At 63.0% G+C, this 26,043-nt stretch carries 19 protein-coding genes; 8 read left to right on the top strand and 11 right to left on the bottom strand.

Annotated features, from left to right (window positions below; genetic code table 11):
• The first annotated feature begins 63 nt into the window (after window positions 1-63).
• From BW934_RS07135 to mctP, 4 genes are all read left to right on the top strand, one after another.
• Window positions 64-1,182 carry an FUSC family protein gene (locus BW934_RS07135; protein WP_076346563.1) on the top strand — a complete coding sequence of 373 codons (1,119 nt, stop codon included), beginning with the start codon at window positions 64-66 and terminating at the stop codon, window positions 1,180-1,182.
• A 240-nt stretch (window positions 1,183-1,422) separates the two neighbouring features.
• Window positions 1,423-3,114, top strand: a complete 1,692-nt coding sequence (locus tag BW934_RS07130) for an ATP-binding protein (RefSeq protein WP_143232564.1) — start codon at window positions 1,423-1,425, stop codon at window positions 3,112-3,114.
• A 168-nt stretch (window positions 3,115-3,282) separates the two neighbouring features.
• The gene (locus BW934_RS07125) at window positions 3,283-3,495 is read left to right on the top strand and encodes a DUF3311 domain-containing protein (RefSeq protein ID WP_076346814.1); all 213 of its coding nucleotides are present in this window, start codon (window positions 3,283-3,285) and stop codon (window positions 3,493-3,495) included.
• An 18-nt stretch (window positions 3,496-3,513) separates the two neighbouring features.
• Complete coding sequence (mctP, locus tag BW934_RS07120; protein WP_084182526.1) at window positions 3,514-5,025, top strand: monocarboxylate uptake permease MctP; 1,512 nt, start codon at window positions 3,514-3,516, stop codon at window positions 5,023-5,025.
• A 66-nt stretch (window positions 5,026-5,091) separates the two neighbouring features.
• On the opposite strand, the gene BW934_RS07115 is transcribed toward mctP, so the two are convergent.
• The 9 genes from BW934_RS07115 to BW934_RS07075 all read right to left on the bottom strand — a co-directional run bounded on the left by BW934_RS07115 (window position 5,092) and on the right by BW934_RS07075 (window position 16,806).
• Window positions 5,092-5,787 carry a DUF2306 domain-containing protein gene (locus BW934_RS07115; protein ID WP_234969671.1) on the bottom strand — a complete coding sequence of 232 codons (696 nt, stop codon included), beginning with the start codon at window positions 5,785-5,787 and terminating at the stop codon, window positions 5,092-5,094.
• A gap of 45 nt (window positions 5,788-5,832) precedes the next feature.
• Window positions 5,833-7,899 carry an alpha-glucuronidase family glycosyl hydrolase gene (locus BW934_RS07110; RefSeq protein WP_076346561.1) on the bottom strand — a complete coding sequence of 689 codons (2,067 nt, stop codon included), beginning with the start codon at window positions 7,897-7,899 and terminating at the stop codon, window positions 5,833-5,835.
• 17 nt (window positions 7,900-7,916) lie between these two features.
• Complete coding sequence (locus tag BW934_RS07105) at window positions 7,917-8,693, bottom strand: SDR family NAD(P)-dependent oxidoreductase (RefSeq protein ID WP_076346559.1); 777 nt, start codon at window positions 8,691-8,693, stop codon at window positions 7,917-7,919.
• 13 nt (window positions 8,694-8,706) lie between these two features.
• Window positions 8,707-9,417 carry a GntR family transcriptional regulator gene (locus tag BW934_RS07100; protein WP_234969670.1) on the bottom strand — a complete coding sequence of 237 codons (711 nt, stop codon included), beginning with the start codon at window positions 9,415-9,417 and terminating at the stop codon, window positions 8,707-8,709.
• A gap of 179 nt (window positions 9,418-9,596) precedes the next feature.
• Window positions 9,597-11,477: a S53 family peptidase gene (locus tag BW934_RS07095; RefSeq protein ID WP_076346555.1), complete on the bottom strand. Its 1,881-nt coding sequence runs from the start codon at window positions 11,475-11,477 to the stop codon at window positions 9,597-9,599.
• Between the two features lie 187 nt (window positions 11,478-11,664).
• Window positions 11,665-13,359 carry a glycerol-3-phosphate dehydrogenase/oxidase gene (locus BW934_RS07090; RefSeq protein WP_076346553.1) on the bottom strand — a complete coding sequence of 565 codons (1,695 nt, stop codon included), beginning with the start codon at window positions 13,357-13,359 and terminating at the stop codon, window positions 11,665-11,667.
• Window positions 13,360-13,504: 145 nt separating this feature from the next.
• Complete coding sequence (gene glpK / locus BW934_RS07085) at window positions 13,505-15,016, bottom strand: glycerol kinase GlpK (protein ID WP_200805730.1); 1,512 nt, start codon at window positions 15,014-15,016, stop codon at window positions 13,505-13,507.
• A 171-nt stretch (window positions 15,017-15,187) separates the two neighbouring features.
• A complete protein-coding gene (locus BW934_RS07080; RefSeq protein WP_076346551.1) occupies window positions 15,188-15,823 on the bottom strand; it encodes a DUF47 domain-containing protein in 636 nt (211 codons plus the stop codon).
• The gene (locus BW934_RS07075) at window positions 15,820-16,806 is read right to left on the bottom strand and encodes an inorganic phosphate transporter (RefSeq protein WP_076346549.1); all 987 of its coding nucleotides are present in this window, start codon (window positions 16,804-16,806) and stop codon (window positions 15,820-15,822) included. The genes BW934_RS07080 and BW934_RS07075 overlap by 4 nt, the downstream gene beginning before the upstream one ends.
• A 287-nt stretch (window positions 16,807-17,093) precedes the next feature.
• On the opposite strand from BW934_RS07075, the gene BW934_RS07070 reads away from it, so the two are divergent.
• The 3 genes from BW934_RS07070 to BW934_RS07060 all read left to right on the top strand — a co-directional run bounded on the left by BW934_RS07070 (window position 17,094) and on the right by BW934_RS07060 (window position 21,212).
• Window positions 17,094-18,869 carry a peptide ABC transporter substrate-binding protein gene (locus tag BW934_RS07070; protein WP_076346547.1) on the top strand — a complete coding sequence of 592 codons (1,776 nt, stop codon included), beginning with the start codon at window positions 17,094-17,096 and terminating at the stop codon, window positions 18,867-18,869.
• A 157-nt stretch (window positions 18,870-19,026) separates the two neighbouring features.
• Complete coding sequence (locus BW934_RS07065) at window positions 19,027-19,479, top strand: MerR family transcriptional regulator (RefSeq protein ID WP_076346545.1); 453 nt, start codon at window positions 19,027-19,029, stop codon at window positions 19,477-19,479.
• Between the two features lie 11 nt (window positions 19,480-19,490).
• Window positions 19,491-21,212 carry an MFS transporter gene (locus BW934_RS07060; RefSeq protein ID WP_143232562.1) on the top strand — a complete coding sequence of 574 codons (1,722 nt, stop codon included), beginning with the start codon at window positions 19,491-19,493 and terminating at the stop codon, window positions 21,210-21,212.
• 64 nt (window positions 21,213-21,276) lie between these two features.
• Here the strand turns inward: BW934_RS07060 and BW934_RS07055 are convergent, their stop codons facing one another.
• Both BW934_RS07055 and BW934_RS07050 read right to left on the bottom strand, forming a co-directional pair.
• Window positions 21,277-21,852, bottom strand: coding sequence for a glycerol-3-phosphate responsive antiterminator (locus BW934_RS07055; RefSeq protein ID WP_076346543.1), 576 nt, complete (start codon window positions 21,850-21,852; stop codon window positions 21,277-21,279).
• Window positions 21,849-22,862: a LacI family DNA-binding transcriptional regulator gene (locus tag BW934_RS07050; protein WP_076346541.1), complete on the bottom strand. Its 1,014-nt coding sequence runs from the start codon at window positions 22,860-22,862 to the stop codon at window positions 21,849-21,851. Before BW934_RS07050 ends, BW934_RS07055 begins: the two co-directional genes overlap by 4 nt.
• A gap of 180 nt (window positions 22,863-23,042) precedes the next feature.
• Here BW934_RS07050 and BW934_RS07045 point away from each other — a divergent pair, with 180 nt between their 5' ends.
• Window positions 23,043-25,922: an FxLYD domain-containing protein gene (locus tag BW934_RS07045; RefSeq protein WP_076346539.1), complete on the top strand. Its 2,880-nt coding sequence runs from the start codon at window positions 23,043-23,045 to the stop codon at window positions 25,920-25,922.
• Window positions 25,923-26,043: the final 121 nt, after the last annotated feature.

Genomic DNA, 26,043 nt, shown 5'->3' with positions numbered 1-26,043 from the left:
GCGTCCCGATCGCGCGGCGTTCGGCCGCGCGATCGGGACGGACACGCGAAAGGGGGAGAGACGGTGGACGCTCGAGAACGGCAAGGACGTCATCTTCTTGCGCATCGCGCGGCAGCCTCTCGCCCCGAAGGAGAAGCCCGCCTGTTTCACGCGTTTGTCGTGCGCAGGGCTCCCTGGCCTTGGAGGCGGGCGCTGTCGGCGGGCCTCAGCCTGTTTTCCGTCGCCAGCCTTGGCGCCCTGCTTCACCGCCCCGTGGACGGTCTCATCGCGTCCATCGGGGCTTTCACGGGCATCTACGCGACAGATCTCCCGCCCCGCAGGCTGGCCGCGAAGCTCGCGGCGGTCGGCCTCGGGCTCACAGCCGCGTTCGCGCTCGGCGCGCTCGCAGCTGGCCGCCCCCTCGCGGCAGCTCTCAGCGTCGCGGGCGTGGGCGGCATCGCCACCTACGTCGCTGGCGCGCTCGAAATGGCGCCGCCGGGGCCGTTCTTCTTCATCATGGCGGCCGCCATCGCGGCCGGACAACCGCAGGCGCACGCTGGCACATTCTCAGCCGAGCTCATCCTGTCGGGTGCCGGAGTCGCTTTTCTGCTGTCCCTCCTGCTTGCTGTGGCGTGGCCGTCACGTCTGCGAGGGCAAGCGCAGCGCCTGCACCGCTCGGGCGCAAGGCGCGTCATGCGCAAGCTGCGCATTCATCTGCGTCTGAAGGACGCGACCTTCTCCAACGCGCTGCGCATGTCGGTCGGCCTCTGCGCCGCTTCCCTCGCCGCACAGGCGCTCGACAGCCCGCGCGGTTACTGGACAGCCGTCGGTTGCGCCGCTACGCTCGTGGGGACGACCGTGATGGGCACGCTTCACCGCGCCATTCAGCGCGCGCTCGGGAGCGTCATCGGGGTGCTTGTCGCGAGCGTCATCCTCAGCCTGCACCTTCGTTCGCTCGCGCTCGCCATGTGCCTCTTCGCCCTGCAGACCCTGGCGGAACTGTTCATCGCGCGAAACTACGGCATCGCTGTCATTTTCATCACGCCGCTCGCCATGCTCATCGCCGAGGCCAGCCCGACCGGACTCGACCCGCACGCCGCGCTCTTCTGGCGGCTTGCCGATACGCTGCTCGGCTGCGCCATGGGCCTTGCGATCCGGCTCCTCTGGCACATCCCATCCCGCCGCTTGCGGCCTTCCCGCTAGTGCCCGTATGACAGACGTGTGTCGATTCGACACGAGCACGCTCGATTCGACAGCTTTCGCTTTTCAACAGCCAAGCCATGCGCTACACTTCGACATGCAAGGTCGCCCTCGTGGCGCGGTGTGCTCTTTCTCAGGAAGAATCGGGGCGTCGCCCCGGTTCTTTCTCTGCTTTTAGGGTGGTTGTCGACAACCCCAAGCCGCGCCGCGTCATTTGTTGGATGCAAAGGAGCGCATGACGCATTGACTTTCAATCTCCGCCGCGCTTTCCCATATATTCTAATGGCACTCGGCCTCTCCGCGCCGGTCTGTGCCGCGTTTGCGCTTCGCGGCCAAGTGCCAGAATGGCTCCTCGCCATCATGGCCGCCGCATGCGTGCTCGAATGGTTTCCCCTCCACCTCCCGGGCGGCCGGCGATTCTCAGCCTCCGTGTTCTGTTACGTCCTGGCCGCGGACCAGTACGGCTTCTCCGCGGCGAGCGCCGCGATTCTCGTCGGCGTGGCCACGTCTGTCATCCGGACCGGATCCCGCCGCTTCACGCGCGCCCATCTGCGGAGGCTCTTGTTTTCCCTCGGAGCGCATCAGCTCGCCCTTGCGCCCACCTATGCGCTCCTCGAGCGCGTTCCGTTTCTGCCCTGCCTCTTTCGCACGGCCATCGCAGCCGTCGTCTTTGAGGTCGTGCGGCTCATCGCCGACGCGCTTTTCCTCGAGGCCAAGGGGCGGTTTCGCTCCGTGCTCGACGCGCTTCGCAGCCTGCACCCTGTGACGCTCCTCATCCCAGCGTCGCTCGCTTCGCTGCTCTCAGCGCCTCAGATGGAATGGCCCGTCGTTTTGCCCACGGCCGCCTTGTTTGCGAGCTTCGCCTGGCTCTCCCGCCGCCAAGCGCAACTCGTCGACGAGTGTGAATCTGCTCGCCAGACCTACCGCGTCATCGCGGACCACTCGGCCGATCTCGTCCTCATCGCCGAGAGCTCCGGAGAGATCGTCTTCGCGTCGCCCGGCTTCCTGTCGGCCCGCGGCGTGACCGCGGATGCGCTCATCGGGTGCTCCGTGCTGGATCTCGTCGCACCCGAGGATTTCGCGATGTTTGACGAATGGCTCACGCCAGAGGGCGCCGACGGGCGCGATCGCGAACTCGCCATGGAGATAGGCGGCGCGCGCGTGGACGTGGAGCTCCGCATCACGCCCATCGAAACTCACTCCGCCACGCGTTACGTCATCCAGGCCCGGGACATCTCCGCGCGCCTGCGGAAAACCGCCGACCGCGTGCGCGAAGAGCGGCTCGAAGCCCTCGGCCAGCTCGCCGCGAGCATCGCGCACGAGTTCCGCAACCCTTTGACCACCGTCATGGGTTTTGTGCAATTGTTTCGCGATCAACTCGAGGAGCTCGCGCCCGGCGCCTACGCGGCCATGTGGGGCGAACTCGAGCGCATCAAGGACGTCACCGACGCCCTCATGGTCCTGGCCAAGCCGGAGGACGTCCCGCATGTCGCGTGCGATCTCGGCGCGATTGCCGAGACCGCCGCAGCCGTCTGCCAGCCGCTGGCACTCGAGCGCGGCGTGAAGCTGGCGTGCGGCCCGTTGGAGCCCGCGCAGGTGTTGGGCCATCCAGGCCAGCTGCGGCAGATGTTCGTCAGCCTGTTGCGCAACGCCATCGAGGCGGCCGCCGAGGCGCAGGGCGACGTGAGCCTGTCCGTCACGGCCACGGAAGTCGGCGCGATCGCGACGATTCAGCACGCCGGCGAAGGAATCCCGACCTCGCTTTCGGCTCGCCCTGGGGAGCCCTTCTACGACACGAGCGAGCGGGGCACCGGCCTCGAACTGATGGTCGCCCACCGGATTGCGCTCGAGCACGGCGGCAACTTGGAGGTCAAGCGCACGACACAGCCGCGCAAAACCGTGCTTCGGCTTCGGTTCCCGCAGGGGAACGGATGAAGGCGCGGCCGCCCGCGCGCTTTCCAAGCCATGTCTTTGACAGACAAGCCTGTCGTAGCTTATAAATGATGACGAGCTGCCCATCTGTAAGCGCTGACAGCCGGAGAGACTAAACAATCGGTTGTTTACATGGGCAAGCGCGAGCCAATGGGGAAGGAGGTGGACATGATGAACGACACGCAGAAGCCGCCCACAAAGGCGAAGCGGTGGTGGTACGTGCTCATCCTTGCACCCGTCATCGGATCGCTGTTCCCAGGGCTCTATGGGTCGCTCAAGCCGGAGCTGTGGGGCATCCCGTACTTCTACTGGTACCAGATGCTATGGATCATCATCGCAGCCATCATCACCGCATTCCTGTACAACATTCTGAAAGACGACTGAGGGCAAGGGGGTGATCTCGTGCAAATCAACTGGACTGCGTTCTCTATTTTTATTATTTTCTTTCTCTTTGTCGCCGTCCTCGGCTTCGTCGCGGCGAGGTGGCGGCGAGGTGATCTCTCCCACCTGGAAGAGTGGGGCCTCGCGGGGCGCCGGTTCGGCACGCTCATCACGTGGTTCCTGGTGGGTGGAGACTTGTACACCGCCTACACGTTCATCGCTGTGCCAGGGCTCATGTACGGGAAAGGCGCGCTCGGCTTTTACGCCGTTCCCTACACCACCGTCGTCTACCCCATCTTCCTGCTGATTCTGCCCAGGTTTTGGTCCGTGGCACGGGCGAAGGGGTACGTCACGGCATCGGACTTCGTCCAGGGCCGCTACGGAGATCGCCTGTTGTCGTTTGCCGTGGCGCTCACGGGCATCGTGGCGACCATCCCCTATATCGCCCTGCAGCTGACGGGCATGCAGGCGGTCATCACCGCCATGGGCATTCCGGGCAGCTGGCCTCTTATCATCGCGTTTATCATCCTGGCGCTGTTCGCCTACACGAGCGGCCTGCGCGCGCCCGCGATGATCGCCATCGTGAAAGACCTCATGATTTACATCACGATTATCGTGGCGGTCATTCTCATTCCCATTAAGCTGGGTGGTTTCGGGCATATCTTCCATGCGTCTGCCGCAGCGCTCGCGAAGCACCACCCGCCGGGATCCATCGCGCTGTCGCCGAAGCTGTACGCCACCTACGGCACGCTCGCGCTCGGCTCCGCACTCGCGCTGTTCCTCTACCCGCACGCGGTCACAGGCGTGTTCAGCGCTTCCAGCCGCCGCGTGGTGAAGCGGAACATGGCGCTCTTGCCGGCCTACTCGTTTGCGCTTGGCATCATCGCGCTGCTCGGCTACATGGCGCTCGCCGCAGGCGTTCACACGAAGTCGTCCAGCGAGGCCGTGCCACTCTTGTTCCTGAAGGAGTTTCCGACGTGGTTTGCGGGCTTTGGCTTTGCGGCCATCGGCATCGGCGCGCTGGTCCCTGCGGCCATCATGTCGATCGCGTCCGCCAACCTGTTTACGCGCAACATCTACAAGGCGTTCTTCGTGCGCAATGCGTCGAACGAGCACGAGGCGCGCGTGGCGAAGATCGTCTCGCTCATCATCATCCTGCTGGCGCTGGTGTTCATCCTCGGATTCCCGCAGCAGTACGCCATCAGCATGCAGCAGGTGGGCGGCATCCTCATCCTGCAGACCCTGCCCACCGTGGTGTTTGGCCTGTTCACGCGCTGGTTCCATCGGCGCGGGCTGTTCCTCGGCTGGCTCGTCGGCATCGTGCTCGGCATCCTCATGTGGGCGAGCACGGGCTATCAATCCACGAGCTACACCGTGGGCGGCGTGACCGCCTATGCCGGCATCTGGGCGCTCATCGTCAACATCGTCGTCGCACTCGTCCTCAGCGGCATCTTCCAGGCGATGGGGTTGTCGAACGGCGAGGACGAGACCACGCCAGCCGACTACCGGGTGGACGCCGAGGCGTCGGTCTGACGCCGGGCGGCCTCCCTCTATGGCGAAAGGGCCCTCACGAGAGGGCCCTTTCGTTTTTGACCGCGATCACGCCCGGCGCGCCGACGTACAAGGGTACAGGGCGCGGGCGAGCCCTTCGCCCAGCGCGACGTTCAGCAGGATGCTCAGGCACACGGCCGCAGCGTACGCGCGCGGGAAGGGCAGCGCGAGCGCGTGCACGCCCAACCATGTGAACCCGCGGTTCAGCAGATTCGTGTCGAGAAACACATAACTCCTCACCACCCAGCGCCGGTGGGCGTCGGGGCGCCTCTGCCTGGCCATCCAATACACGAAAAACGCAGCCACGAGCCAGTACACGTTCAGCACGTTAAACGCCACCGTGGCCACTTCGCCGCCTGTCGCCTCCGGTGCCAGGTACCCGCTCGTGCCGTCCACGCCGAGCACGCCCGCCAGATACGCGTAGCCCACGGCGCGATGGGCACCCAGGTGCCACCTGGCCCGCGTCCAGGCGAAATTGAGCGCGCCCGCCAGAATGGCGACAAACGCGCTCGCGATGTGAACGTGCAAGGCCACGAGCCACGCGGTGTGCGACAGGTGGCGGTGAAGCCCCGTCTTGTGCGCGAGAAACGACACGTCCCCCGGGTCTGTCACGAAGCTCTGCACCGCCATGAAGGCGATGTACCCCGCGGCGGCGCATGCAAACACCCATGCAAACCACCCACGCCGATGTTTCGTCTCAGACGGCGCCACTGCCATCCCTCCGCCGGCCTTCCTCAATGCCATCCTCCGCGTATCCCATCTTTCGAGGCCGGCGGCCGTTCTCCCTGCTCACGGATAGATGAGCCGGCCGCGATCGTCCGGAATGCCACACTTTCGATAAAAATACGTGTTGATCACGTCGCGCCACTCGACGGCGCGATCGTACTGGTCCAGAAGCCGCGCGAGCACGCGCTCGAAGCGAACCGGGTCGATCCGGCCCGCGAGCCGGCGCCATGCCTCGATCATCCACGCCACCGCCTCCACGCCGTCGAAGTGCGTGTCGTAGATGTGTTGGATGACCGTCTTCCCCGAGTGCAAGGCGTGTGTGTAGGGCACGTGGTGGAAGAACAGCAGGAGTTCGTCCGGGCAGGTCTCCAAATGCTCGTACAGGCTTCGCACCGGCTCATGATACTGACCCGTGAAGCCCGTCCCCGTCGCCATCGTCCGATCCACCCCGATGCCGCGCCAATCGGCGTAGTGATACGTGCCCCACTTCGAGTACTCGTACCCTTCTGGATTCGGCCCGTCGTGGTGGCCCGGGTTGACCATGAATCCCACGCCAAGCGGCGCCGTGTACGCCTCGTACGCGGGCCACGACGCCATCAGGATGGCCTCCACCGTCCGGACGACGTCCGCCTCGTCGCCGTACGTGAGCTGCGCCCATTCCCGGGCGATCTCGGCCGGATCGAGCGATGGGTCCCAGGCGAGCCGGCCGAACGCGTACAGGTTGGCCTGCGCGAGCGAGTGGCCCGTCCAGTTCGGGCTGTCGCCCACGTTCGCGACGCCGGCCATCCCGCCGTGCGGCCGCCCGAACAGCGCCCCGCGGGCGATCTCGGCGACGGTGGAGCCCTCCCCGCGCGCGTGGGTGTCAAAATCGAGCACCTGTTTCCACATGGGCGCGAGGTAACAGACGTCGCGCTGCTGACCCGTGTACTCCTGCGTGATCTGAAGCTCGAGCATCACGTTGGTCGAGCGGAGCCCGCCGAAAAGCGGGGAGACGGGCTCTCTCACCTGAAAGTCGATGGGCCCATGCTTGATTTGAATCAGGACGTTGTCGAGAAACAGGCCATCCAGCGGCACGAAGTGATCGTAGGCGGCGCGGGCACGGTCGGAACGCCTGTCTCGCCAGTCCATCAGGCAGTTGTACACGAACGCCCGCCAGATGACGAGCCCGCCGTGCGGCGCAAGCGCCCTCGCCAGCATGTTGGCGCCGTCTTTGTGATCGCGCCCGTAGGTGAACGGCCCGGGGCGAAACTCGGAGTCGGCCTTCACGAGAAAGCCCCCGAAGTCCGGGATGTGCCGGTAGATGCGGTCCGCGGCCGCGCGCCACCAGGCTTCGACGCGCGCATCGAGCGGATCGGCCGTGGGCAGGTCGCCGAGATCGACCGGGCTCGCGAAGTTGATGCTGAGGAACAGCCGGATGCCATACCGGCGAAAGATGTCGGCCAAGCGCGCGATGCCGGGCAGATACGCCTCCGTGAGGAAGCGCGTTTCGATGGGGTGCACGTTGACATTGTTGATGGCGATGGCGTTGATGCCGATGGAAGCGAGCAGCCTGGCATAGTCCGCGACGCGCCGCTCGTCAAAATCGATTTGGCCCCCGCGGTAAAAGAGCGACTGCCCGGCGTAGCCGCGCTCGATGGTGCCATCCGCATTGTCCCAGTGATCGAGCATGCGCAGGGCGTTGTGCGGGGATGAGACGCACGGCTCGTGCAGGGGCTGGCCAAGCCGCAGGCGGCGGATCAGGTGGAAGGCGCCGTACAAGAGGCCTGCCGGCGTGTGCGCGACGACAGCGATGTTGCCGCCTGTGGACACGATGGCATACGCGTCGTCAGACACTGCGGCTTCGAGCGCCTTGGCCGCAAGTTCGCGAAGGCCGAGCGGCAGTTCGGGCACAAGGCCCATGGCGACAAAAGGCGCGTCAGGATAGGCATCGAGGCTCGGCTGCAGCCTCACAGGCCTTTCGCCGAAGGCCGCTTGCACCGCGCGGGTCCACTCGGCGGCGGCCGTTTCAAGGACCGGCTCACTGGGCGAACCGAAGACCACCAAGGCGCGCAAAGGCGGCGGACAGGCGAGCCCTCGAAGGGGCGTCTCCTGAAGCCAAGCGTCGTAGTCGAGATCGCGCTCGTGGGACATGGTGGACCGACCTCCCCTCACACGTAACCATTCGCGAGAAAGCCGCCGTCGGCGACGAGAATTGTGCCGGTCACGTAATCCGAGTCGCTGGACGCCAGAAACACCGCCGGGCCCGCGATATCGTCGACCTCCCCCATGCGGCCCGCCGGAATGCGCGCGACAAGCTTTTCGGGCTTGTGAATGCCCCGGCGAATGTAATCCCGCACGATTTCCGTCATGATGAAGCCCGGGCTGATGGCGTTCACCTGGATGTTGTGCTTCGCCCACTCGACGGCCAGCGCCTGCGTCAACTGGCGGACACCGCCCTTGCTCGCCGCGTACGTCGCCCGTTCGGGAATGCCCGCGTGGGCCACGATGGACGTGATGTTGATGATCTTGCCGCCCTGTCCGCGCGCAATCATCCCGCGGCCCACAGCCTGGCAGAACAAGAATGTGCCGTCCAAGTTGATGTTCAGGCACGCCTTCCACCGCTCGTAGGAAAGTTCTGTCGACGGCGCCGCCACCGAAATGCCCGCGGCATTGACCAGGATGTCGATCCGGCCAAATTGGGCCTCAGCGGCCGCAACAGCCCGCTCCACATCGGACGGGTTTGACACATCGCACACGCAAGGCAGCGCCTGGCGCCCGGTCTCTCTGGAGATCCATTCGGCCTGGCCCAACAGCTCGGCCTCCGTCCGGCTCACGAGACAGATGTCCGCGCCCTCCTGGGCGAACCTGCGCGCAATGGCCGCACCGATGCCGCGGCCGCCGCCGGTGACGAGCGCCACCTTGTTCAAGAGACGCATCGATTCCATCCTCCTTACCGCTTTAGGGGCCAAAGAAAGCCGCGTGATGCGCCTTGATGCGCGGGAGATCGTCCATCAGCTTGGAAAGGTGATGGTGCATCGCGTCGACGGCTTGTTCCGGACGGCCGGCCAGAACCGCGCGCGCGACCTGCTCGTGCTCCCCGACCAGCCGCTTCATGCGCTCCGGCTCAAACAGCGAGAGCATCCGCACGCGGTTCAGATGGCCGCGCATTTGCGCCACAATCGCAGAGAGCGTCTCGTTCTCGAACGCCTGCAGGAAGATTTGATGAAACGCGTCGTCCGCCTGCATGAAGCGCATCGCGTCGCCCGCGTCAGCGGCGGCCTGCTGTTCGCGAAGCGAATGGGCGAGTTCCTGTTCCAAGCGCGCTCGCATGCCCTCGTCGTGCGCCGCCTCCTCTGTCACGCGGCGAATGACGGCCAGCTCCAGGCTTTCGCGCACGAACCGGGTCTCCTCGACCTGTTTCTCGGAAATGAGCGCCACCTTCATGCCGCGCTGCGGAAGCACCTCGATCAGCCGCTCCATGGCAAGCGCGCGCACAGCCTCGCGAATGGGCGTCCGGCTCATGTTGAGCATCCTTGTGAAGTCGGACTCGTACACGGTCTGCCCCGGATGCAGTCGAAGGGACAGAATTTCTTCGCGAATGGCCTCATACGCCTGCTCGCCGAGCGTCTTCTTGGCCACTCCATAGGTCACACCAGCGATCAACGCCACACCTCCTCGCGTGGTTGCGTCGCGGCTATTGTACCGTATACTTGTATACCTAGGCAAACACAGAGAGAAGCTTGCGCATGCCTCCCCCTGCGGCCCCGGTTGACCGCCTTGCGCCCACGCGGGTGCCCTGGACGCCGGCCGAAGCCGGCGCCCAGCGAACGCGTCCACCAGCGCGTTTCTTATCTCAGCGATGCGATGTCCTGCGCCAAGTTCGCGACGTCCGGCGTGCCCACGCCCGAGGCCGGATCGTAACCAGGCACCGCATTCCAATACCAGTTGTTCCCCGTCGTGATGTCGTGGAACGGCTGCGCCCCACCTTGGACCCCTTGCGTCAACAGGGTGTACAGCAGCGGATTGAGGAAGCCCACTCGCCCATGGACCTCCTGATCAATGAGCGCCGTGATACCGTTCAACTGCGGCGCCACGAAGCTCGTCCCGCCGTAGCCCGCAATCCAGCCACCGCCCGCGCTCCAGTAGACCAGATAGCCCGTCTCCGGATCAGCATCCATGGAGATGTCCGGCAGATTCCGGCCCGCGTAATTGCTCGGCAGGTTGTACGTGAAGGGCGATCCGTACAAAACGCCCTGCGAGTCGGTGAAGGCCTGATTGGCCGCGCTATTTTGCATGCCGCCCACGCCGAGCTGATACCACGGGCGCGGGAAGATGACGCTCACGCCACCGCCTGTGCCCACGGAGAAGAGCCCTTGGTAGCCGAGGTTTTGAAGGTATTGCCACGACCAGGGCTGCTCCTGCGTGATGTTGACCGTGCCGAGCGAGAACTTTGCGGTGAACGGTACCGTCGTGCCTCCCGCAGCCGTGATGTACGGGTCGGAGGCGGGAAAGTCCACGCTGAGCGGCGTGGTGAAGCCATCGGAGGGCGGGAAGTCGCGCGCCGTGTCGTAGGCGCCTGAATCCCCCGCGGCCGCGTACATGGAAATGCCCTGAGCCGCCGCCTCCATGAACGCCTGGGTGAAGGCGAGGAGCTCATCCACATACGACTGGCCTTGGTTCATCTGCGGCAGGTAATCGATTTCAGGCTGTCCCCAGCTCACCGAGAGGGAATCCGCCTGGTTGTCCGAGACCGCCTGGTAGAACGCATCGATGAAGCCCTGATCCGTATTCGGCGCGTCGTACACCACGACGTTGGCGTCCGGCGCCAAACCGCCCGACTGTTCCACGTCCAGCGTCGTCTCGACCGATCCATCATCCATCTGGCCACCGCCGTCCACATTCACCATCTGGATGCGGTTTGGAGCCACCTTCAGCCCAATGCCCTGCCAGTAGGTGTAGGCATCCTGCGGATTAAAGCTCGACAGCGTCACAATGCCGATGGTCTCGCCCTTGCCCGTGATACCCTTCTGATAGAGTGGGTTGATGTCGTAGCGATTCGCCGTATCCCCAACCGTGTAGCTCCCTGGCGTGCCCGTCGCCGTGCTGCCTCCCTGCGGAAGCACCACCTTGGGCGAAGGCACACCCGCGACGTTCGGCGTCTTCACCGTGAGCGACTGCGCCGCCTGTGCCGTATCGAGTCCCACCACGGCGAGCACGTTGGTGAGAAGCGCCACCGGGATCTGCGGCGGCTTCTTCGGCGCGCGGAAGATGTGCCCGTTTGCCTTAAACAGGTCGATCACGGTGTTGAACGCGTTGTCAAACTGCTGAACTGTGCCCTGAACCTGCATGTCCAGGTGATCCGCGTCGACATTCACGACCTGGAGCCCATAGCCCTGAAGCTCCTGCTCAATCTGCTGAAGGGTCGCCGCCGAAGGCGCGTACTGCTGAGCGAACTGCGCCGTCGTCAAGAACTTATGGTACAGCGGACTGCCCGGTGTCTCCGTCTCTTGAATGTAGTTCTGCAGCGCCGTCGGATTCTGCACACGCAAAATGATGGATGCCGTCACCGTCTGGCTCCCACTCGCCGGCCCCATATCCTGCGCATTTTCCGTTGAAGGATTCGCAAGCGGCGCAGCCTCCACGGTGTCCGCGCTCATCACAGGCACCCCAACCGCGAGCATGCTAAGTGCCGCAGGCACGCCGAGCGCCAGCCGTTTCCACAAGCCCATGTCAACGCCCCCTGATGTCCGAATCTGATCTTGCGCCAAATGGATTCGGCACAGGGGTCGTTTGATCCTTCAGCGAATTGCGTCGAATTGCGGCGAAAACGCAGGTAATTGTTGCATAGGGGTGCAAAGCCGCGGAATCTCCGCGCTTCGCACCCCTGAACCCGCGCTCACCCGCGCGCCACCGCCGTTAGGCGCCCACGACGCTGCCCGATGGCGCCACTTCGTCCTCAGGACACGTGGCTTCGACGATGCGGTCCTCCAGCTCGCGCGCAACCTGATTGCGTCGCTCCTCGCTCCACTCGCACGCATCCGCCATGTAGCGGATGACCGCGTCCTTGTGCGTCCGCACCCAGTCGATATCGAAGTACAAGGCGCCCGTCCGCCGGATGAAGAAATCGGACGGCGTCACCACCATCTCGTGGCGCAGCCCGTACTCCAGTTCCGCGAATACGTCGGGCTCAAGCCCATACTTCGCGGCCCGATCCCGCCCAGATGCCAGAATGTTGAAGACGAGATCGACATTCGTCCCGTATCGCCGCGCTAGCCGCCGCGCCGCCTCTTCGGGCAGCCCGAGCTTGACGCCGCGGCTCACCCGCTCTTCGATGAAGGCAGGCATGTGGCCGGACCCGCCGAAGTCGCCGCCAGAATACGGGATGCGATCCGTCGAGCAAGGCGCGAAGCGCCGCCCAGCCTCGGCGAGATCGAGCGCCACCATGTCGACGACCTTTTCGGCCATCTTGCGGTAGCCCGTCAGCTTGCCGCCCGCAATCGTCAGAAGGCCGGATGGCGAGACAAACACCTCGTCCTTGCGCGAGATCTCGGACGGGTCCTTCCCCTCCTCGTGGATCAAGGGTCGCACGCCAGCCCAGCTGCTCTCGATGTCCGCGGCCGTAAGGTTGACGCTCGGGAACATGAAATTCACGCAGTCAATGAGATAGTCTCGATCCGCCTTGGTCATGCGCGGATGGACGAGATCGCCCCGGTAGTTGGTATCCGTGGTGCCGATGTAGGTCTTGCCATCGCGCGGAATGGCAAACACCATGCGCCCATCGGGCACGTCGAAGTAAACCGAGTTGTGGAGCGGAAATCGCTTGCCGTCGACGACGATGTGCACGCCCTTCGTGTGGTGGAGCGTCTTGCCGGACTTCGAACCGTCTTTCTCGCGGAGCTCATCGACCCACGGGCCGGCCGCGTTGACGACCTTCTTGGCCCGCACGACGAAGGTGTCGTGGCTCAGGACATCTTCCACTTCTGCGCCCGCGATGCGGCCGTGATCGTACACGAAACCGGTGGCCTTGGCATAGTTCAGGGCAATGCCGCCCATTTCCACAGCTTTCTTGAGGATCTCAAGCGTCAGCCGCGCGTCGTCCGTGCGATACTCTACGTAGTAGCCGGCCCCCTTGAGCCCTTCCTTCCGCAAGAGCGGCTCAATCTGAAGCGCCTGCTCGGCGCTCAGCATCTTGCGGCGCTCGGAGCGCTTCACCCCGGCCAGCTTGTCATACACGTAGATGCCAATGCTCGTCGCCAGCCGGCCATACGTGCCGCCTTCAATGATGGGCAAAAGCATCCACACCGGCGTCGTGATGTGCGGACCGTTCTCGTAGACAATGGCGCGTTCCTTGCCGACCTCGGCGACGAGTCCGACCTCGAACTGCTTGAGATAGCGAAGTCCCCCGTGCACGAGCTTCGTCGAACGGTTGGACGTGCCTGCGGCGAAGTCCTGCATCTCGACGAGGGCCGCCTTCATCCCGCGCGCGGTCGCATCCAGAAGAATGCCCGCGCCCGTGATGCCGCCCCCGATGATGAGGAGATCGAATGGCTCACCGGCCATCTCCGCTTTCAAGGCCGATCTCGCCGCCACCGAAAACCGCCCATGTCCCATCTTGCGAGCCTCCTTTACATTCCAACAAGAGAAAAAACCACAAACCAAGTGCCGCATGGCACCTGACCTGTGGTTTTCTCATCATCTCAACCCTGTGTGATGAACTTGTTAAGGGTATTATACCGAGCGGTCTACTCGCCGTCCATCATTCGTCAGGATTGTCCAGCTCCCAACCCTTCGTGCGCTCGACGGCGCGCTGCCAACCTCGGTAGAGGCGCGCTCGGGTGGCGTCATCCATCTGCGGTTCGAAACGCCGCTCAATACCGCCGTGCTGGCGCAGGTCGTCCTTGGACCAGAATCCGACCGCCAGGCCGGCGAGGTACGCCGCTCCGAGAGCCGTCGATTCGGTTATCTGGGGGCGCTCGACGGGTACGCCGAGAATATCGGCCTGGAATTGCATCAGAAGATTGTTGGCCACGGCGCCGCCATCCACCCGCAGCGACTTCAGTTCAATTCCCGAATCGCGCTGCATGGCGTCCAGGATGTCCTTGGTCTGATAGGCGAGCGACTCAAGGGTAGCCCGAATGATATGCTCTTTTCGCGTGCCTCGCGTCAGGCCGAAGATGGCTCCGCGCGCGTACATGTCCCAGTAAGGCGCACCGAGTCCAGCAAACGCAGGCACGACGTACACGCCGCCGGTGTCTTCCACTTTCGCTGCAAAGTACTCCGAGTCCGCCGCCGTGTCGAAGAAGCGGAGCCCATCGCGCAGCCATTGAATGGCCGCACCCGCGATGAAGACGCTGCCCTCAAGCGCATACGTCACCTTGCCGTCAAGCCCCCAAGCGATGGTGGTCAACAAGCCTGACGCGGAAGCGACCGGCTTCTCACCCGTGTTCATCAGCATGAAACAGCCTGTGCCGTACGTGTTTTTGACCATGCCAGGCTCAACGCACGTTTGACCGAAGAGCGCGGCTTGCTGGTCTCCTGCCATCCCAGCAATCGGGATTTTCGCCCCCCCAAACGTATGCTCATCGGTATATCCGTACACCTCAGAGGAAGGCCGCACCTGCGGCAGCATCGCACGCGGGATACCTAGCAGTTCGAGCAATTCGTCGTCCCAATCCAAGGTGTGAATGTTGAACAGCATCGTGCGCGATGCGTTCGTGAAGTCCGTGACGTGGGCCTTGCCGCGCGTCAAATTCCAGACGAGCCAGGAATCCACCGTGCCAAACAACAGCTCTCCGCGCTCGGCGCGCTCACGCGCACCGTCGACGTGATCGAGAATCCACTTGATCTTGGTGCCTGAGAAGTAAGCGTCAATGACAAGGCCCGTCTTTTCACGGATCTTTTCGGCGTGCCCTTCCTCTTTCAATTTCTCGCACAGATCGGCCATGCGCCGATCCTGCCAGACAATCGCGTTGTAAACAGGTTTTCCTGTGGCCTTCTCCCACACCAAGGTGGTTTCCCGCTGGTTGGTGATGCCGATGGCAGCCACTTGCTCGGGGGAAACCGCGGCCTTTTCGAGCACCTCGCGCGCCACGCCGCTCTGGGTCCCCCAGATTTCCATGGGATCGTGCTCGACCCAGCCCGGCTTTGGGTAGATTTGCGTGAACTCTTTTTGGGCGACGCTATGAACCCTACCGGCGCGATCGAACAGAATCGCGCGGGAGCTGGTTGTACCTTGGTCGAAGGCGAGGATATACGTACGCCGTTCCATGTCTCCCTCCATCTTGTGGTTGATCAACCCCGAAAACAAACGGCGGACACTGTCGCGTTCACATACGCGATATGGCCGCCGTCTCCACGTCTCACTGGCACAAGCTTATCAACTTATTTCCACTGTACCGCGCCACACGCGAACTGTAAAGCGCTTTCGGCGGACAAGCCTTCACCCCATCCCCTTGATCAGAATGCTGCCCACCATGTCTGCCGCCCGATCAAGCCGATCCGCCGCGTTGCTCAGGTGCCGGTACACCTCGCGCATCCGGAAAATGTGGTGCACATCCTGGCTGAGAAACAGCTCCGCGTTCGACTCCCGGTACAGCTCCTCCATGCGGTTCTCCATCTTCTTCGCGCGAACAATGGCCGCATGCACCTGCGGCCCAGGCTTCACCAGTCCCATCACCGCCTCCGTCAGCGCGTCCACCCCTTCTCGCAGCGCGCCCGCCATCTCCCGAATCGCCCGCTCGAACGGGATCGCGTAGACCAAAAACTCCTGCACCGTCGTGTGCGCGTAGTCCAAAATATCATCCAGACTCCGCGAGAGATCGTAGATGTCCTCCCGGTCGATCGGCGTCATGAAGCTGCGCACCAACTCCTCGATGACCTGTCGCCGGATCGCGTCGCCCTCCTGCTCCAAACCGCGCATCTGCTCCGCGTATTGGCGCAGATCAGCCTCCCCCGGCTCTCGTTCCACGATTTCTCCAAGCAAATGCACGCCCCGCTGCGCCTGACGCGCCTGCGCCTCCAGGAGCGCAAAAAACCTCGACTCATTCGGGCGAAGCCACTGCGCCAACTTGCTCATCGATATCCCCCCCACACAAACAGTTGTCCCGTCGCGCAACCAACCACGAACGCGAGCGGCATGGTCATGACCCACACGCCCGCCATCTTCCGCACGACCCGCCATCGCACGCGCCTCGCGTGCGCGCTCGCCCCCACGCCCACGAGAGAGCTGTCGAGCGCCTGCGTGGTGCTCACCGGCCCGCCCAAGCTCGACGCCGCGATCACGACGGTCGCCGTCGCGAGCTCGTTCATCACCGCGTGGATGGGCCGTATGCGAAAGACGTGGCCCTGGATGGTCCGCGCCACGCGCCAGCCTCCGAGCAGGAGGCCTGCGAGAAAGGCAGCGGTTGAAGCCGCGATCATCCACGGCGCAATGAAGAGGTGCGGCCCACGCGTCGCACCGAGTTCGCGTGTCAAGGCCAGGAGCGCGAGTGTCTTTTCGGCGTCGTTCGCTCCGTATCCTATGCAGACGCATGCAGACGTCACCAGCTCGGACCAAAGCGCGATCCGCCCGGCGCGCGCAGAAAGTTGCGCCAAAAACCTCCGCAGGCCGAGATGAAGGCCAAAGCCCACGAGCCCCGCCACGCTCACGGTGAGAATGAGGGCGCCGGCCACCTGGCCCAAGCTCGCCCAATGCACGCGCCGCACACCGAGCATCACGACGCCCACACCGCCCATCGCCCCGACCAAGGCGAAGGTGATGCTCGTCGGCACTTTCGTGGTGTAACAGCCGAGCAGCGTAACAAGCGTAGCCGCGAGGACGGCCGTCACCACGGGCAGGGTGATGTCCTGAAGCGGCAAGATACCCGCCCCGATGGTATGAGCGACGCGCGTGCCTATGAGGAAGGGCGCGACAAATATCCCCACGCCGATCTCTAGCACAGCCACCGCGATGGGCAGCATGCGAGAGCTGACAAGCACCGCGAGCAAATTGCCGCCATCGTTCAATCCAGAGAAAGCCGCGAAGACGGCCACGAGCGCGTATGCCATGATGATATGCACGCTTGGTCACCCCCGTACATCGCAAAAGCGAAAGGGAGTAGAAGAGTTATTTTAAGCCTGAGAAGCGGATTTGAGAAGACGAGGCGAAGGGTTCTGTCCGCAAGCTGGACCATATGAAATCTAAGAAAATTTTTAGAAAGGGGCCTGGGTTCAGACTTGCCGCTCCAGTACTGGATGAAGACCGGTTTCTTCATGGATGACTTTATTTTCGGTATCTTTACAAGACTCGCATGACTTCGTATGATGTTGGCAATCTCAAATTTATTTCAAAAGGAGGTCTGCGTTGGATGAAACACAAGAGGAGAAAGTATGCATGGGGGGTCGCAACACTCTCTGTTCTCACGGCTGCAGGGCTGGCTGCAGGATGCTCGACCACAACTTCTCCAGCCACTTCACACGCGCCTTCGACGAAAGGCGTCCAAGCAGCCGCAGATGTCACGCCTGCGCAAAAGGGAGGCACCCTCATCGTCGCGCTGCCCGCGGGTGCATCCATCACATGGTACATTCCAATTGTCAATGCCTCCAACAACAGCTTGTACAACGCACGACTCATCAGCTGCCTGTATCCTGGATTGATTTACATCAACGATCAATACAAGATTGACTGGCAGGATTCGTTTGCCAGCAAAATCACGTACAACTCTGCAGGCACGGTCTACACCGTTTATCTCAAGAAAGATTGGAAATGGTCGGATGGCCAGCCGGTGACGGCCGACGACGTGCTCTTCGACTACGATGTGTTTGCTGCGACCAGCGCGAACAACGCGCCCAAACCATGGCCCAACACCGCCGCTGGGTCCGGTGGCGTGCCCGACAACATTCGCAGCGTTAAGAAATTGGATAACTACACGATTCAGATCACCCTCAAAAAACCCGTCAACCAACAGTGGTTCATTTACAACGGTATAGGGCTGTTGGCTCCGATCCCGAAGCACGCTTGGGACAAATATCCGAACAACATGACGCAGGAAATTACGTACCTTGGGAAAGAAGCCCAAGACGCTAGCTTTGTGAACGTTGTGGATGGGCCCTTCAAGCTGCAAAGCGCCAAGCAGAATCAGGCTTGGACCCTCGTGCCCAACCCCACCTTCGGCGGACATAAGAGCACCTTAGACAAGCTCGTTTTTCAATATGAAGCGTCCACTGCTGCCGAGTTCGCGGCTCTGCGCTCCGGCACCATCGGTATCGGCTACCTCGACTGGAGCATGTGGGACTCTCGTCAGCAACTGATTCAGCAAGGGTATACGGTACAACCTGCCTATTCGTTCGCCTATGACTTCATCGAATTGAATATGTTGAAAGGATCGCCCTTGTACTCCGCGTTTTCCGACCTGCGCGTCCGCCAAGCGCTTGAGATGGCGATCGACCAGGACAGCATCAACAAAGACATCTTTCACGGGTACGCACCGCCTTTGTATGGACCTATTCCGTCGACTCCGAAGACCCAGTTCTTCGATCCGAAGTTGTCAAAGCCGCTGTATCCGTTTAACCTGCAAAAAGCTGCGGCCCTCTTGGACCAAGCCGGTTGGAAACTTCAAAACGGTGTTCGGACCAAGGATGGCGTCCAGCTGTCATTCGATATGCTGGTCCCGTCTGGGGAGCAAACGGCCCTGTTGGAAGCCGAACTCGTCCAGCAGGATTGGAAGAGCATTGGCGTCGTGGCCAATCTGAAGCAGATGCCGCTGTCCGAGGAGTTCAGCGTGATGGGGAGTGGCGACCCGAAAAAATGGGAGGCCGCGTCGGGCACCGGGATTATCTATGGCGGCTCGTACCCGTCGGGAGAACTACTGTTTAAACCTGGAGGGTTAGACAACTTCGGCTTCGACGATCCTGCTTTGGATAAGCTCATCGACAAGACGACGAACCCTGAACCATCGTTGCAAGCGACGCTAAAGGATTTCTATGCCTATGAGGAACTCACAGCTAAGGATTTGCCGGTGTTGTGGGTGAATGTACCAGCAGGCATCCGCGTGGTGGCCAAGAACGTCCATAACGTGAACGACGAAACGATGAACCCTGTCGTGGGTGTCCCTCTCTACAACTACATTTGGATGTCCCACTGACAAAGACGTCGACAGAATGCCCCAAACCAACCCATACACAGGGCCAGCCCAGGTGCTGGCCCTTGTCTTGATCAATCCACTCGACAACCCTCACGTTGACGTGAACTTTCAATTTGGGGTACCCTGAAGTCGGTGTGTTTGGCTCGGGAGGTGGAGCATGGGACGGGAAAAACAATGGAGCATCGAGGCCGTGGCGGAGCGGCTCGGGATTACGCCCCGAACGCTCCATTATTACGAGGAGATGGGCCTGATTCCCGAAGTGGCCCGCACGCCTGGTGGCCACCGCGTGTACGACGAGGACGTGATCGAGCGCGTGGAACACATCCTGAGGTTGAAAGACGCGCTCGGCTACTCCCTGCAGGAGATACGGGCCATCCTCGAGGTCGAAGACCAGCTGAGGGCCTACCGCGAGCGGATCACCTCGGGAGAATCGCCGGCGCTGAACGCTCGCATGTTGGCCGAGTCGGCCCGGCTGCTCGAGGGCGTGGTGAATCAGATTGACGAGAAGATGGCCCGCCTCGCGGCGATGCGCGAGCGGTACGTCGAGCGGTTGACGCGCATTCGAGCGAGGCTCGAACTCGAATCGTCCCAGGACCCTCCCACAGACTGATATGAAGGGCCGTGATCGCATTGGACGCCAGAAGTCCTGCTTACAAGTGGATTGCCCTTTCCAACACCACACTGGGTGTGCTCATGGCATCCATCAACGGCACGATTCTCATCATCGCGCTGCCGGTCATTTTCGCGGGCATTCGCGTCAACCCGCTGCAAAGCGGCCAGACGAGCCTCCTCTTGTGGGTGCTGATGGGCTTTAACGTCGCGACGACGGTGCTCTTGGTGACGTTTGGGCGCTTGTCGGATATGTATGGACGGGTTCGCCTGTACAACCTGGGGTTTTTGGTGTTCACCTTGGGCTCGGTACTCTGCTCGCTCACATGGAGCCACGGCCGGGCGGGCGAGTGGGAGCTCATCATCTTTCGCATGATTCAAGGCATCGGCGGCGCGTTTTTGTTTTCCAACAGCGCAGCGATTTTGACGGACGCGTTCCCGAATCACCAACGAGGACTTGCGCTTGGGCTGAATCAGATTGCGGCCGTGGCGGGGAGCGTCGTGGGGCTGGTGCTTGGAGGGATTCTGGCCTCGACCGGGCACTGGCGGTACGTGTTTTTGGTCAACGTCCCCATTGGGGTGCTCGGAACCATTTGGGCCTATCTGATGCTGAAGGAGATCGCAAAGCCTGAGCGGGGCGCGAAGCTCGACATCCCGGGCAACGTGACGCTTGCACTGGGCGTGCTGGCGCTCATGCTCGCGCTGACGTACGGCATCATGCCGTACGGAGGGCACAGCATGGGGTGGTCGTCGCCGATGGTTCTCGCCCTGTTTGCGGGCGGCATCATGATGCTCGTGGTGTTTGGCGTGATCGAACGGCGCATGCCGGACCCCTTGTTTCACCTGGGGCTGTTTCGCATCCGCCCGTTCACGCTCGGGAATGTGGCGCTGTTCATGGGATCGCTCGCGCGGGGCGGCCTGAGTTTCATGCTCATTATCTGGCTGCAGGGCATCTACCTGCCGCTGCACGGGGTCTCGTACGCCAACACGCCGCTCATTGCAGGGCTTTACACCTTGCCGCAGATGATCGGTTTCCTGGCGGCCGGGCCCATCAGCGGCTATCTGTCGGATAAGTTCGGCCAGCGCGCCTTCGCCACGGGCGGTTTGTTGGTCAGCGCCGTGGGGTTTGTCCTGCTGGCCGCGTTGCCGATCGATTTCAACCGCTGGGCCTTTTGGGCGGACATTTTTGTGATCGGCGTCGGGATGGGGCTGTTTGCCTCGCCGAACAACGCGTCCATCATGAGCTCGGTGCCGGCCCGGTTTCGGGGCGTGGCGTCGGGCATGCGGTCGACGTTTAACAACGCCGGCCAAATGATGAGCATGGGCATCTTCTTTTCCATCGTCGTGGCGGGTCTGGCTGCGAACCTGCCGCACGCCCTGATGAGCGGGCTCGAGGCGCACGGGGTGCCGAGCGCAGCGGCAGAAGCGGTGGCGAAACTGCCGCCGACCTCATCGCTCTTTGCCGCGCTGTTGGGCTATAATCCTCTCGCATCGCTGCTCGGGCAGGGTGGGCTCGGCGTGCTCGCGCACCTGCCCGCGTCGGAGGCGTCCGTTCTGACCGGAAAGTCGTTCTTCCCGCACCTCATCTCCGGCCCATTCCACGCGGGTCTCGCGCTCGCCTTCCTCCTCTCGGCCGCCCTCATGCTGGTGGGCGCGGTGGCGTCGCTCTTTCGCGGCACGTACCAGCCGGCCGAAGCGGACGAAGCGCAGGAACCGGCGCGCATGGCGAAGTGAGAGCGCCCTCCAAGCCCTCCAAGGGAGATGCCGCCCGCGTCCCCAAGGGGGCTTGAGCGCCCCGTCAGAGCCCCCACAGCCCTCGAACCGACGTGGTGACCGCCGTGGCTCCCGCCGCGACGGCCCGATCCACGTCCTCCTTCGTGCGGACAAAGCCTCCGGCAAGCACCGGCAAGCCCGTCTCTTCGCGAATCTCGGCGATGAGCTGCGGGAGCACGCCCGGCAGCACCTCGAGATAGTCCGGCTTCGCCTGCTGCAAGACGCGGTAACTCGTGCGCAGGCTGTGCGAGTCGATGAGAAACACCCGCTGGATGGCCACCACGCCCTGTTTCTTGGCGGTGGCGATCACGCTCGCATGCGTAGAGATGATGCCGAACGGGCGGATCATCTGGCACAGAAACTGCGTCCCGGCCTCGTCGTGCTTCAAGCCCTGGATCAGATCCGCGTGGAGGATCAGGTGCTTGCCCGCGCGGTTGGCCATGCGCACCAGGCTGGGCAGCGCTGTCAAGTGGGTCTCGAGGAGGACCACCACCGGCTCATCGCTCTGCATCAGCTCCTCGTAGTCCTTGAGGCTGCGCACCGCCGGCAGCACTCTTCGGCCTTCGAATGGGCGCGCCGCCCCATGGCCTTGGCCGCTCACGACGGCCTCCGCTCCACCGACGACCGCTCGATCACGGCCGGCTGTATCCGCTCCACCTTTGCCGCAGCCGCTTCTCCCTTGATGAGCTGCATCAGCATGGCGGCAGCCTGCTGGCCCTGCTGAAATACCGGCTGCTGTATCGTGGTCAGCGCGGGGGTGCTCGCCTCCGCCACGTCCGTGTCGTCAAAGCCGAGGATGGACACGTCCTCCGGCACGCTGAGGCCCGCCGCCGCGGCCGCTCGGAGCGCGCCGATGGCCATGTAGTCGTTGAAACAGAACACCGCCGTCGGGCGAGGATTCGCCTGCAGGATGCGGCGCATGCCCGCCTCGCCGCTCTCCATGTCAAACTGGCCGTGCGCCACCCACGCTTCGCGCCAGGTTAGGCCGAGATCGGCAAACACCCGCCGCGCCGCGGCAAGGCGCAGCTGATTGTCGACGTGCTCTTCCGGGCCGGTGATGATGCCGATGTCCCTGTGACCGAGCTGATACAGGCGCCGAATGGCGAGGTCCACGCCCGCCGCCTGATCGATCACGACACAGTGCTCGGGGTCGGCCCCGGGATCCTGCTGCATGTAAACGACGGGGAACTTGTCGGGAAGATCTTTGAGCAACTGCTCGGTGACGCCCTGAAACTGGGGCAGGATGAGCATGCCGTCGACAGAATGTTCAAGCGCTTTTTTCACTAAAAGATCGAGCTTGTCGGGCATGATGATGTCGAACTGCATGGCGTAGTTGTCCTCGGCCAACACCTTCGAGATGCCGGCGAGCATGGGAAACAGGTATCCGTTCAACCGAGGATCCAAGCTGGGGTTGACGATGTAAAACCCGATGGAGAACACCTTGCCGGCGCGCAGGCTTCGCGCGCTCATCTTCGGATGGTAGTTCAACTCGCGCGCCGCCTCGAGCACCCGCCGCAGCGACTCTTCGCTGACGCGCTTTCCATTGAGCGCCCAGGAGACCGTCGTCGGCGACACGCCCGCCAGGCGCGCGATGTCCTTCACAGTGGCCACGCAGCCATCCCTCCCTCACACGTCCAGTTTATCGGAAACGCGGGCGCCCGGGCGACCCGCGAATAAGTGCTCATTGACATTATAGACAACCGACGCTATAACGAAAGTAAATCGATTTTACTAAATCGTTTTGATGGTCTTGTAAGCGGTTTCTCATCGTTTCTCATGGAGGGGATCCGGTTGAAGACTCGATGGTCAGGTGCGCTGGCTGTGCTCATCGCCCTCGGAACGGGTGCCTCGCCCGCTTGGGCCAGTGTCCACAGCGCGGCCACGCACGCAAAGGCGCACGTCGGCGTGCGCGCTGCGGATATGGCCGCAGCGTCCATGTCGGCCGAGATTCAGATTCTGCACGACGCGCTCACGGCTTCCGAGCTGTCGTCCGTCCAGGCCGCGGCACAGGCCGCCGCCAACCTGCCTGCCTCCACGTGGGTGAGCTGGCTGTATCCGAGCGCCTCCTCGCCGAGCGCCGCACAGACGCAGACGGCGCAGGCCCTGGGCGCGCTCCTCACCTTGGTCACGTATGGCGCCGTCGCAGACGATGGCCAAAACATCGCACAGAATTTGCAAACCCTTCAGTCGACTTCGCCGCTCTTATCGCCCGCGGCCGTCTCGATGTTCTATCAAAACTTCTTCGTGCTCGTCGGCCAATCGTCCAAATCCGTGCTTTCGGGCCAGGCAACCACCTCCACCGCCGGCCACGCCCTCGCCCAAGCGGCCGCGCTGACGCCACAGCTCGCCGCGTACCTGCGCCAATCCGGTCTTTCGCCGGACGATCTCGCCCGCGCCTACGTGAGCTTTGCCTCCGCCGTGGATTCGCAGGGCGCGGCGCAAACGGCTCTCCTGACGCGCATCTGCACCAACATCCTGGGCTTTGGCGCGCCGACCTCCACGGCGACCATCACCGTCAACGCCGCGGCGAACCTTGGACAGGTGCCGACCACCGCGTTTGGCCTGAACGCGGCCGTGTGGGACAGCGGTCTCAACTCCCAGACCGTCATCTCCGAGGTGCAAGCGCTCCACCCCGCCCTCATCCGCTGGCCCGGAGGCTCCATCTCGGACGTGTACAATTGGGAGACCAACACGCGGAACGACGGCGGCTACGTGAATCCCGACGACACGTTTGATCACTTCATGCAGTTTGTGAATGCCGTCGGCTCCACGCCTATCATCACGGTCAACTACGGCACCGGCACGCCACAGCTCGCCGCCGACTGGGTGAAGTACGCCGACGTGACCCACCACGACAACGTCATGTATTGGGAAATTGGCAACGAGATTTACGGCAACGGTTACTACAACGGCAACGGGTGGGAGGCGGACGATCACGCCGTGGCCGGCCAGCCGCAAAAAGGCAACCCTGGTTTAAGCCCGCAGGCGTACGCGCAAAACGCCCTGCAGTTCATCAAGGCGATGCGCGCCGAGGACCCGTCCATCAAGATTGGGGCCGTGCTCACGATGCCGTACAACTGGCCGTGGGGCGCGACCGTGAACGGCAACGACGACTGGAATACCGTCGTCCTGAAGGCGCTCGGGCCCTACATCGATTTTGTGGACGTGCACTGGTACCCCGAGACGCCCGGGCAGGAGACCGACGCCGGCCTGCTCGCCGACACAGATCAAATCCCCGCCATGGTGGCGGAGCTCAAGCGCGAAGTGAACACCTACGCCGGATCGAACGCGAAGAACATCCAAATCTTTGTGACCGAGACCAACAGCGTATCGTACAACCCCGGCGAGCAGTCGACCAACCTGCCTGAAGCGCTCTTCTTGGCGGACGATCTCACCGGGTTCATCCAGGCCGGCGCGGCCAACGTCGACTGGTGGGATCTGTTCAACGGCGCCGAGGACAACTACACAAGCCCGAGCCTCTACGGCCAGAACCTGTTTGGCGATTATGGACTCTTGTCCTCCGGCCAGACCACGCAAAACGGTTGGCAGGAGCCGCCCGCCAACACGCCGCTTCCGCCCTACAATGGCTTCCAGCTGGTCTCGGATTTCGCGCAGCCCGGCGACACGATGCTCGGCTCCACCACGTCGCAGAGCGCCATCGACGTGCACGCCGTGCGCAAGCCGAATGGCGACATTTCGCTCATGCTCGTCAATCGCAGCCCATCCGCCATCTACAGCGCCAACCTGAACGTGCTCGGGTTCGGGCCGTTTGTCGTGACACATGCGCTCGCGTACGGTGAAGGCTCGAGCCGCGTGGCGCCCATGCCGGTTCTTCCCGTCCCCGGCGCGCCCATCAAGCTCATGCCCTACAGCGGGATCGATCTCACCCTGCACCCGCTCATTCCGGCGCCACACGCCGCCGCGCAGGTGACCGATACGCTCACGCTGTCTTCGCCCACGGTGACGGCCGGCGGTGCGGAGACGCTCTCCGCCTCGTTCCAGGCGGATCGACCGGTTCATCACGCCACGGTGGAGCTCGAGCTGTATGACTCGACGAACGATCTCGTCGCCACCCACACCGTCTCGGATGTCGATCTTCAGCCGGGATCGGCCACAAGCGAGACGTGGAGTTTCACCGCACCGGCCGCGAACGGCAATTACCGCGTTGAGGCGTTTGTGTTTGACCCGGTGACGGGCGCGACGTACGACGCGGACACGCAGGGCGCGGTTCTGACCGTCAACCAGCCGCCTCAGGCGACCTACGGCGACATCGTGACGAAAGACACGGTCATCACGGTGAACGGGACGACGTACGACGTTCCGGCACCTGATGCGGGCGGGCACTATCCGTCGGGGACGAATATTTCGGTGGCACCCGGGGACACGGTGACCGTGCAGACGACGTTTGTCAACGTCTCATCGACGGACGCGCTGCAGAACGGGCTCATCGACATGGAAGTGGACGGATCGAACGGGGCCATCCTGCAGAAATACTGGCCGAGCACGACTCTTTTGCCTGGCCAATCGGAGACGGTGACGGCGACGTGGCAAGTGCCTGCGAATGTGGCGGCCGGAACGTACCCGCTCAACTTCCAGGCCTTCAACACGAGCAGCTGGACGGGAAACTGTTACTTCACAAACGGTGGCGTGGTCAACTTCGTGATCAGCTGATGCGCTGCCCTCATCGGGTTGCAGCTGGCGCCCCTTCGGGGGCGCCATCTCTGCGTCAAGGGCCGTTTCTGGATTGACAAGAAAGCCATGGTTGTGCATGGTTTTGCTAGGCAAGTATCCT

Source organism: Alicyclobacillus vulcanalis (assembly GCF_900156755.1).
Taxonomy (GTDB): Bacteria; Bacillota; Bacilli; order Alicyclobacillales; family Alicyclobacillaceae; genus Alicyclobacillus; species Alicyclobacillus vulcanalis.
This window is presented reverse-complemented; position numbering and strand designations above follow the sequence as displayed.

What these genes read in the sequence shown, in the direction of transcription:
- BW934_RS07065 (WP_076346545.1), top strand. Translation starts at nt 19,027, where the DNA reads ATGGGACGGGAAAAACAATGGAGCATCGAGGCCGTGGCGGAGCGGCTC.
- BW934_RS07095 (WP_076346555.1), bottom strand. Translation starts at nt 11,477, where the DNA reads ATGGGCTTGTGGAAACGGCTGGCGCTCGGCGTGCCTGCGGCACTTAGC.
- BW934_RS07115 (WP_234969671.1), bottom strand. Translation starts at nt 5,787, where the DNA reads ATGGCATTGAGGAAGGCCGGCGGAGGGATGGCAGTGGCGCCGTCTGAG.
- BW934_RS07090 (WP_076346553.1), bottom strand. Translation starts at nt 13,359, where the DNA reads ATGGGACATGGGCGGTTTTCGGTGGCGGCGAGATCGGCCTTGAAAGCG.
- glpK (WP_200805730.1), bottom strand. Translation starts at nt 15,016, where the DNA reads ATGGAACGGCGTACGTATATCCTCGCCTTCGACCAAGGTACAACCAGC.
- BW934_RS07070 (WP_076346547.1), top strand. Translation starts at nt 17,094, where the DNA reads ATGAAACACAAGAGGAGAAAGTATGCATGGGGGGTCGCAACACTCTCT.
- BW934_RS07110 (WP_076346561.1), bottom strand. Translation starts at nt 7,899, where the DNA reads ATGTCCCACGAGCGCGATCTCGACTACGACGCTTGGCTTCAGGAGACG.
- BW934_RS07080 (WP_076346551.1), bottom strand. Translation starts at nt 15,823, where the DNA reads ATGAGCAAGTTGGCGCAGTGGCTTCGCCCGAATGAGTCGAGGTTTTTT.
- BW934_RS07105 (WP_076346559.1), bottom strand. Translation starts at nt 8,693, where the DNA reads ATGGAATCGATGCGTCTCTTGAACAAGGTGGCGCTCGTCACCGGCGGC.
- BW934_RS07125 (WP_076346814.1), top strand. Translation starts at nt 3,283, where the DNA reads ATGAACGACACGCAGAAGCCGCCCACAAAGGCGAAGCGGTGGTGGTAC.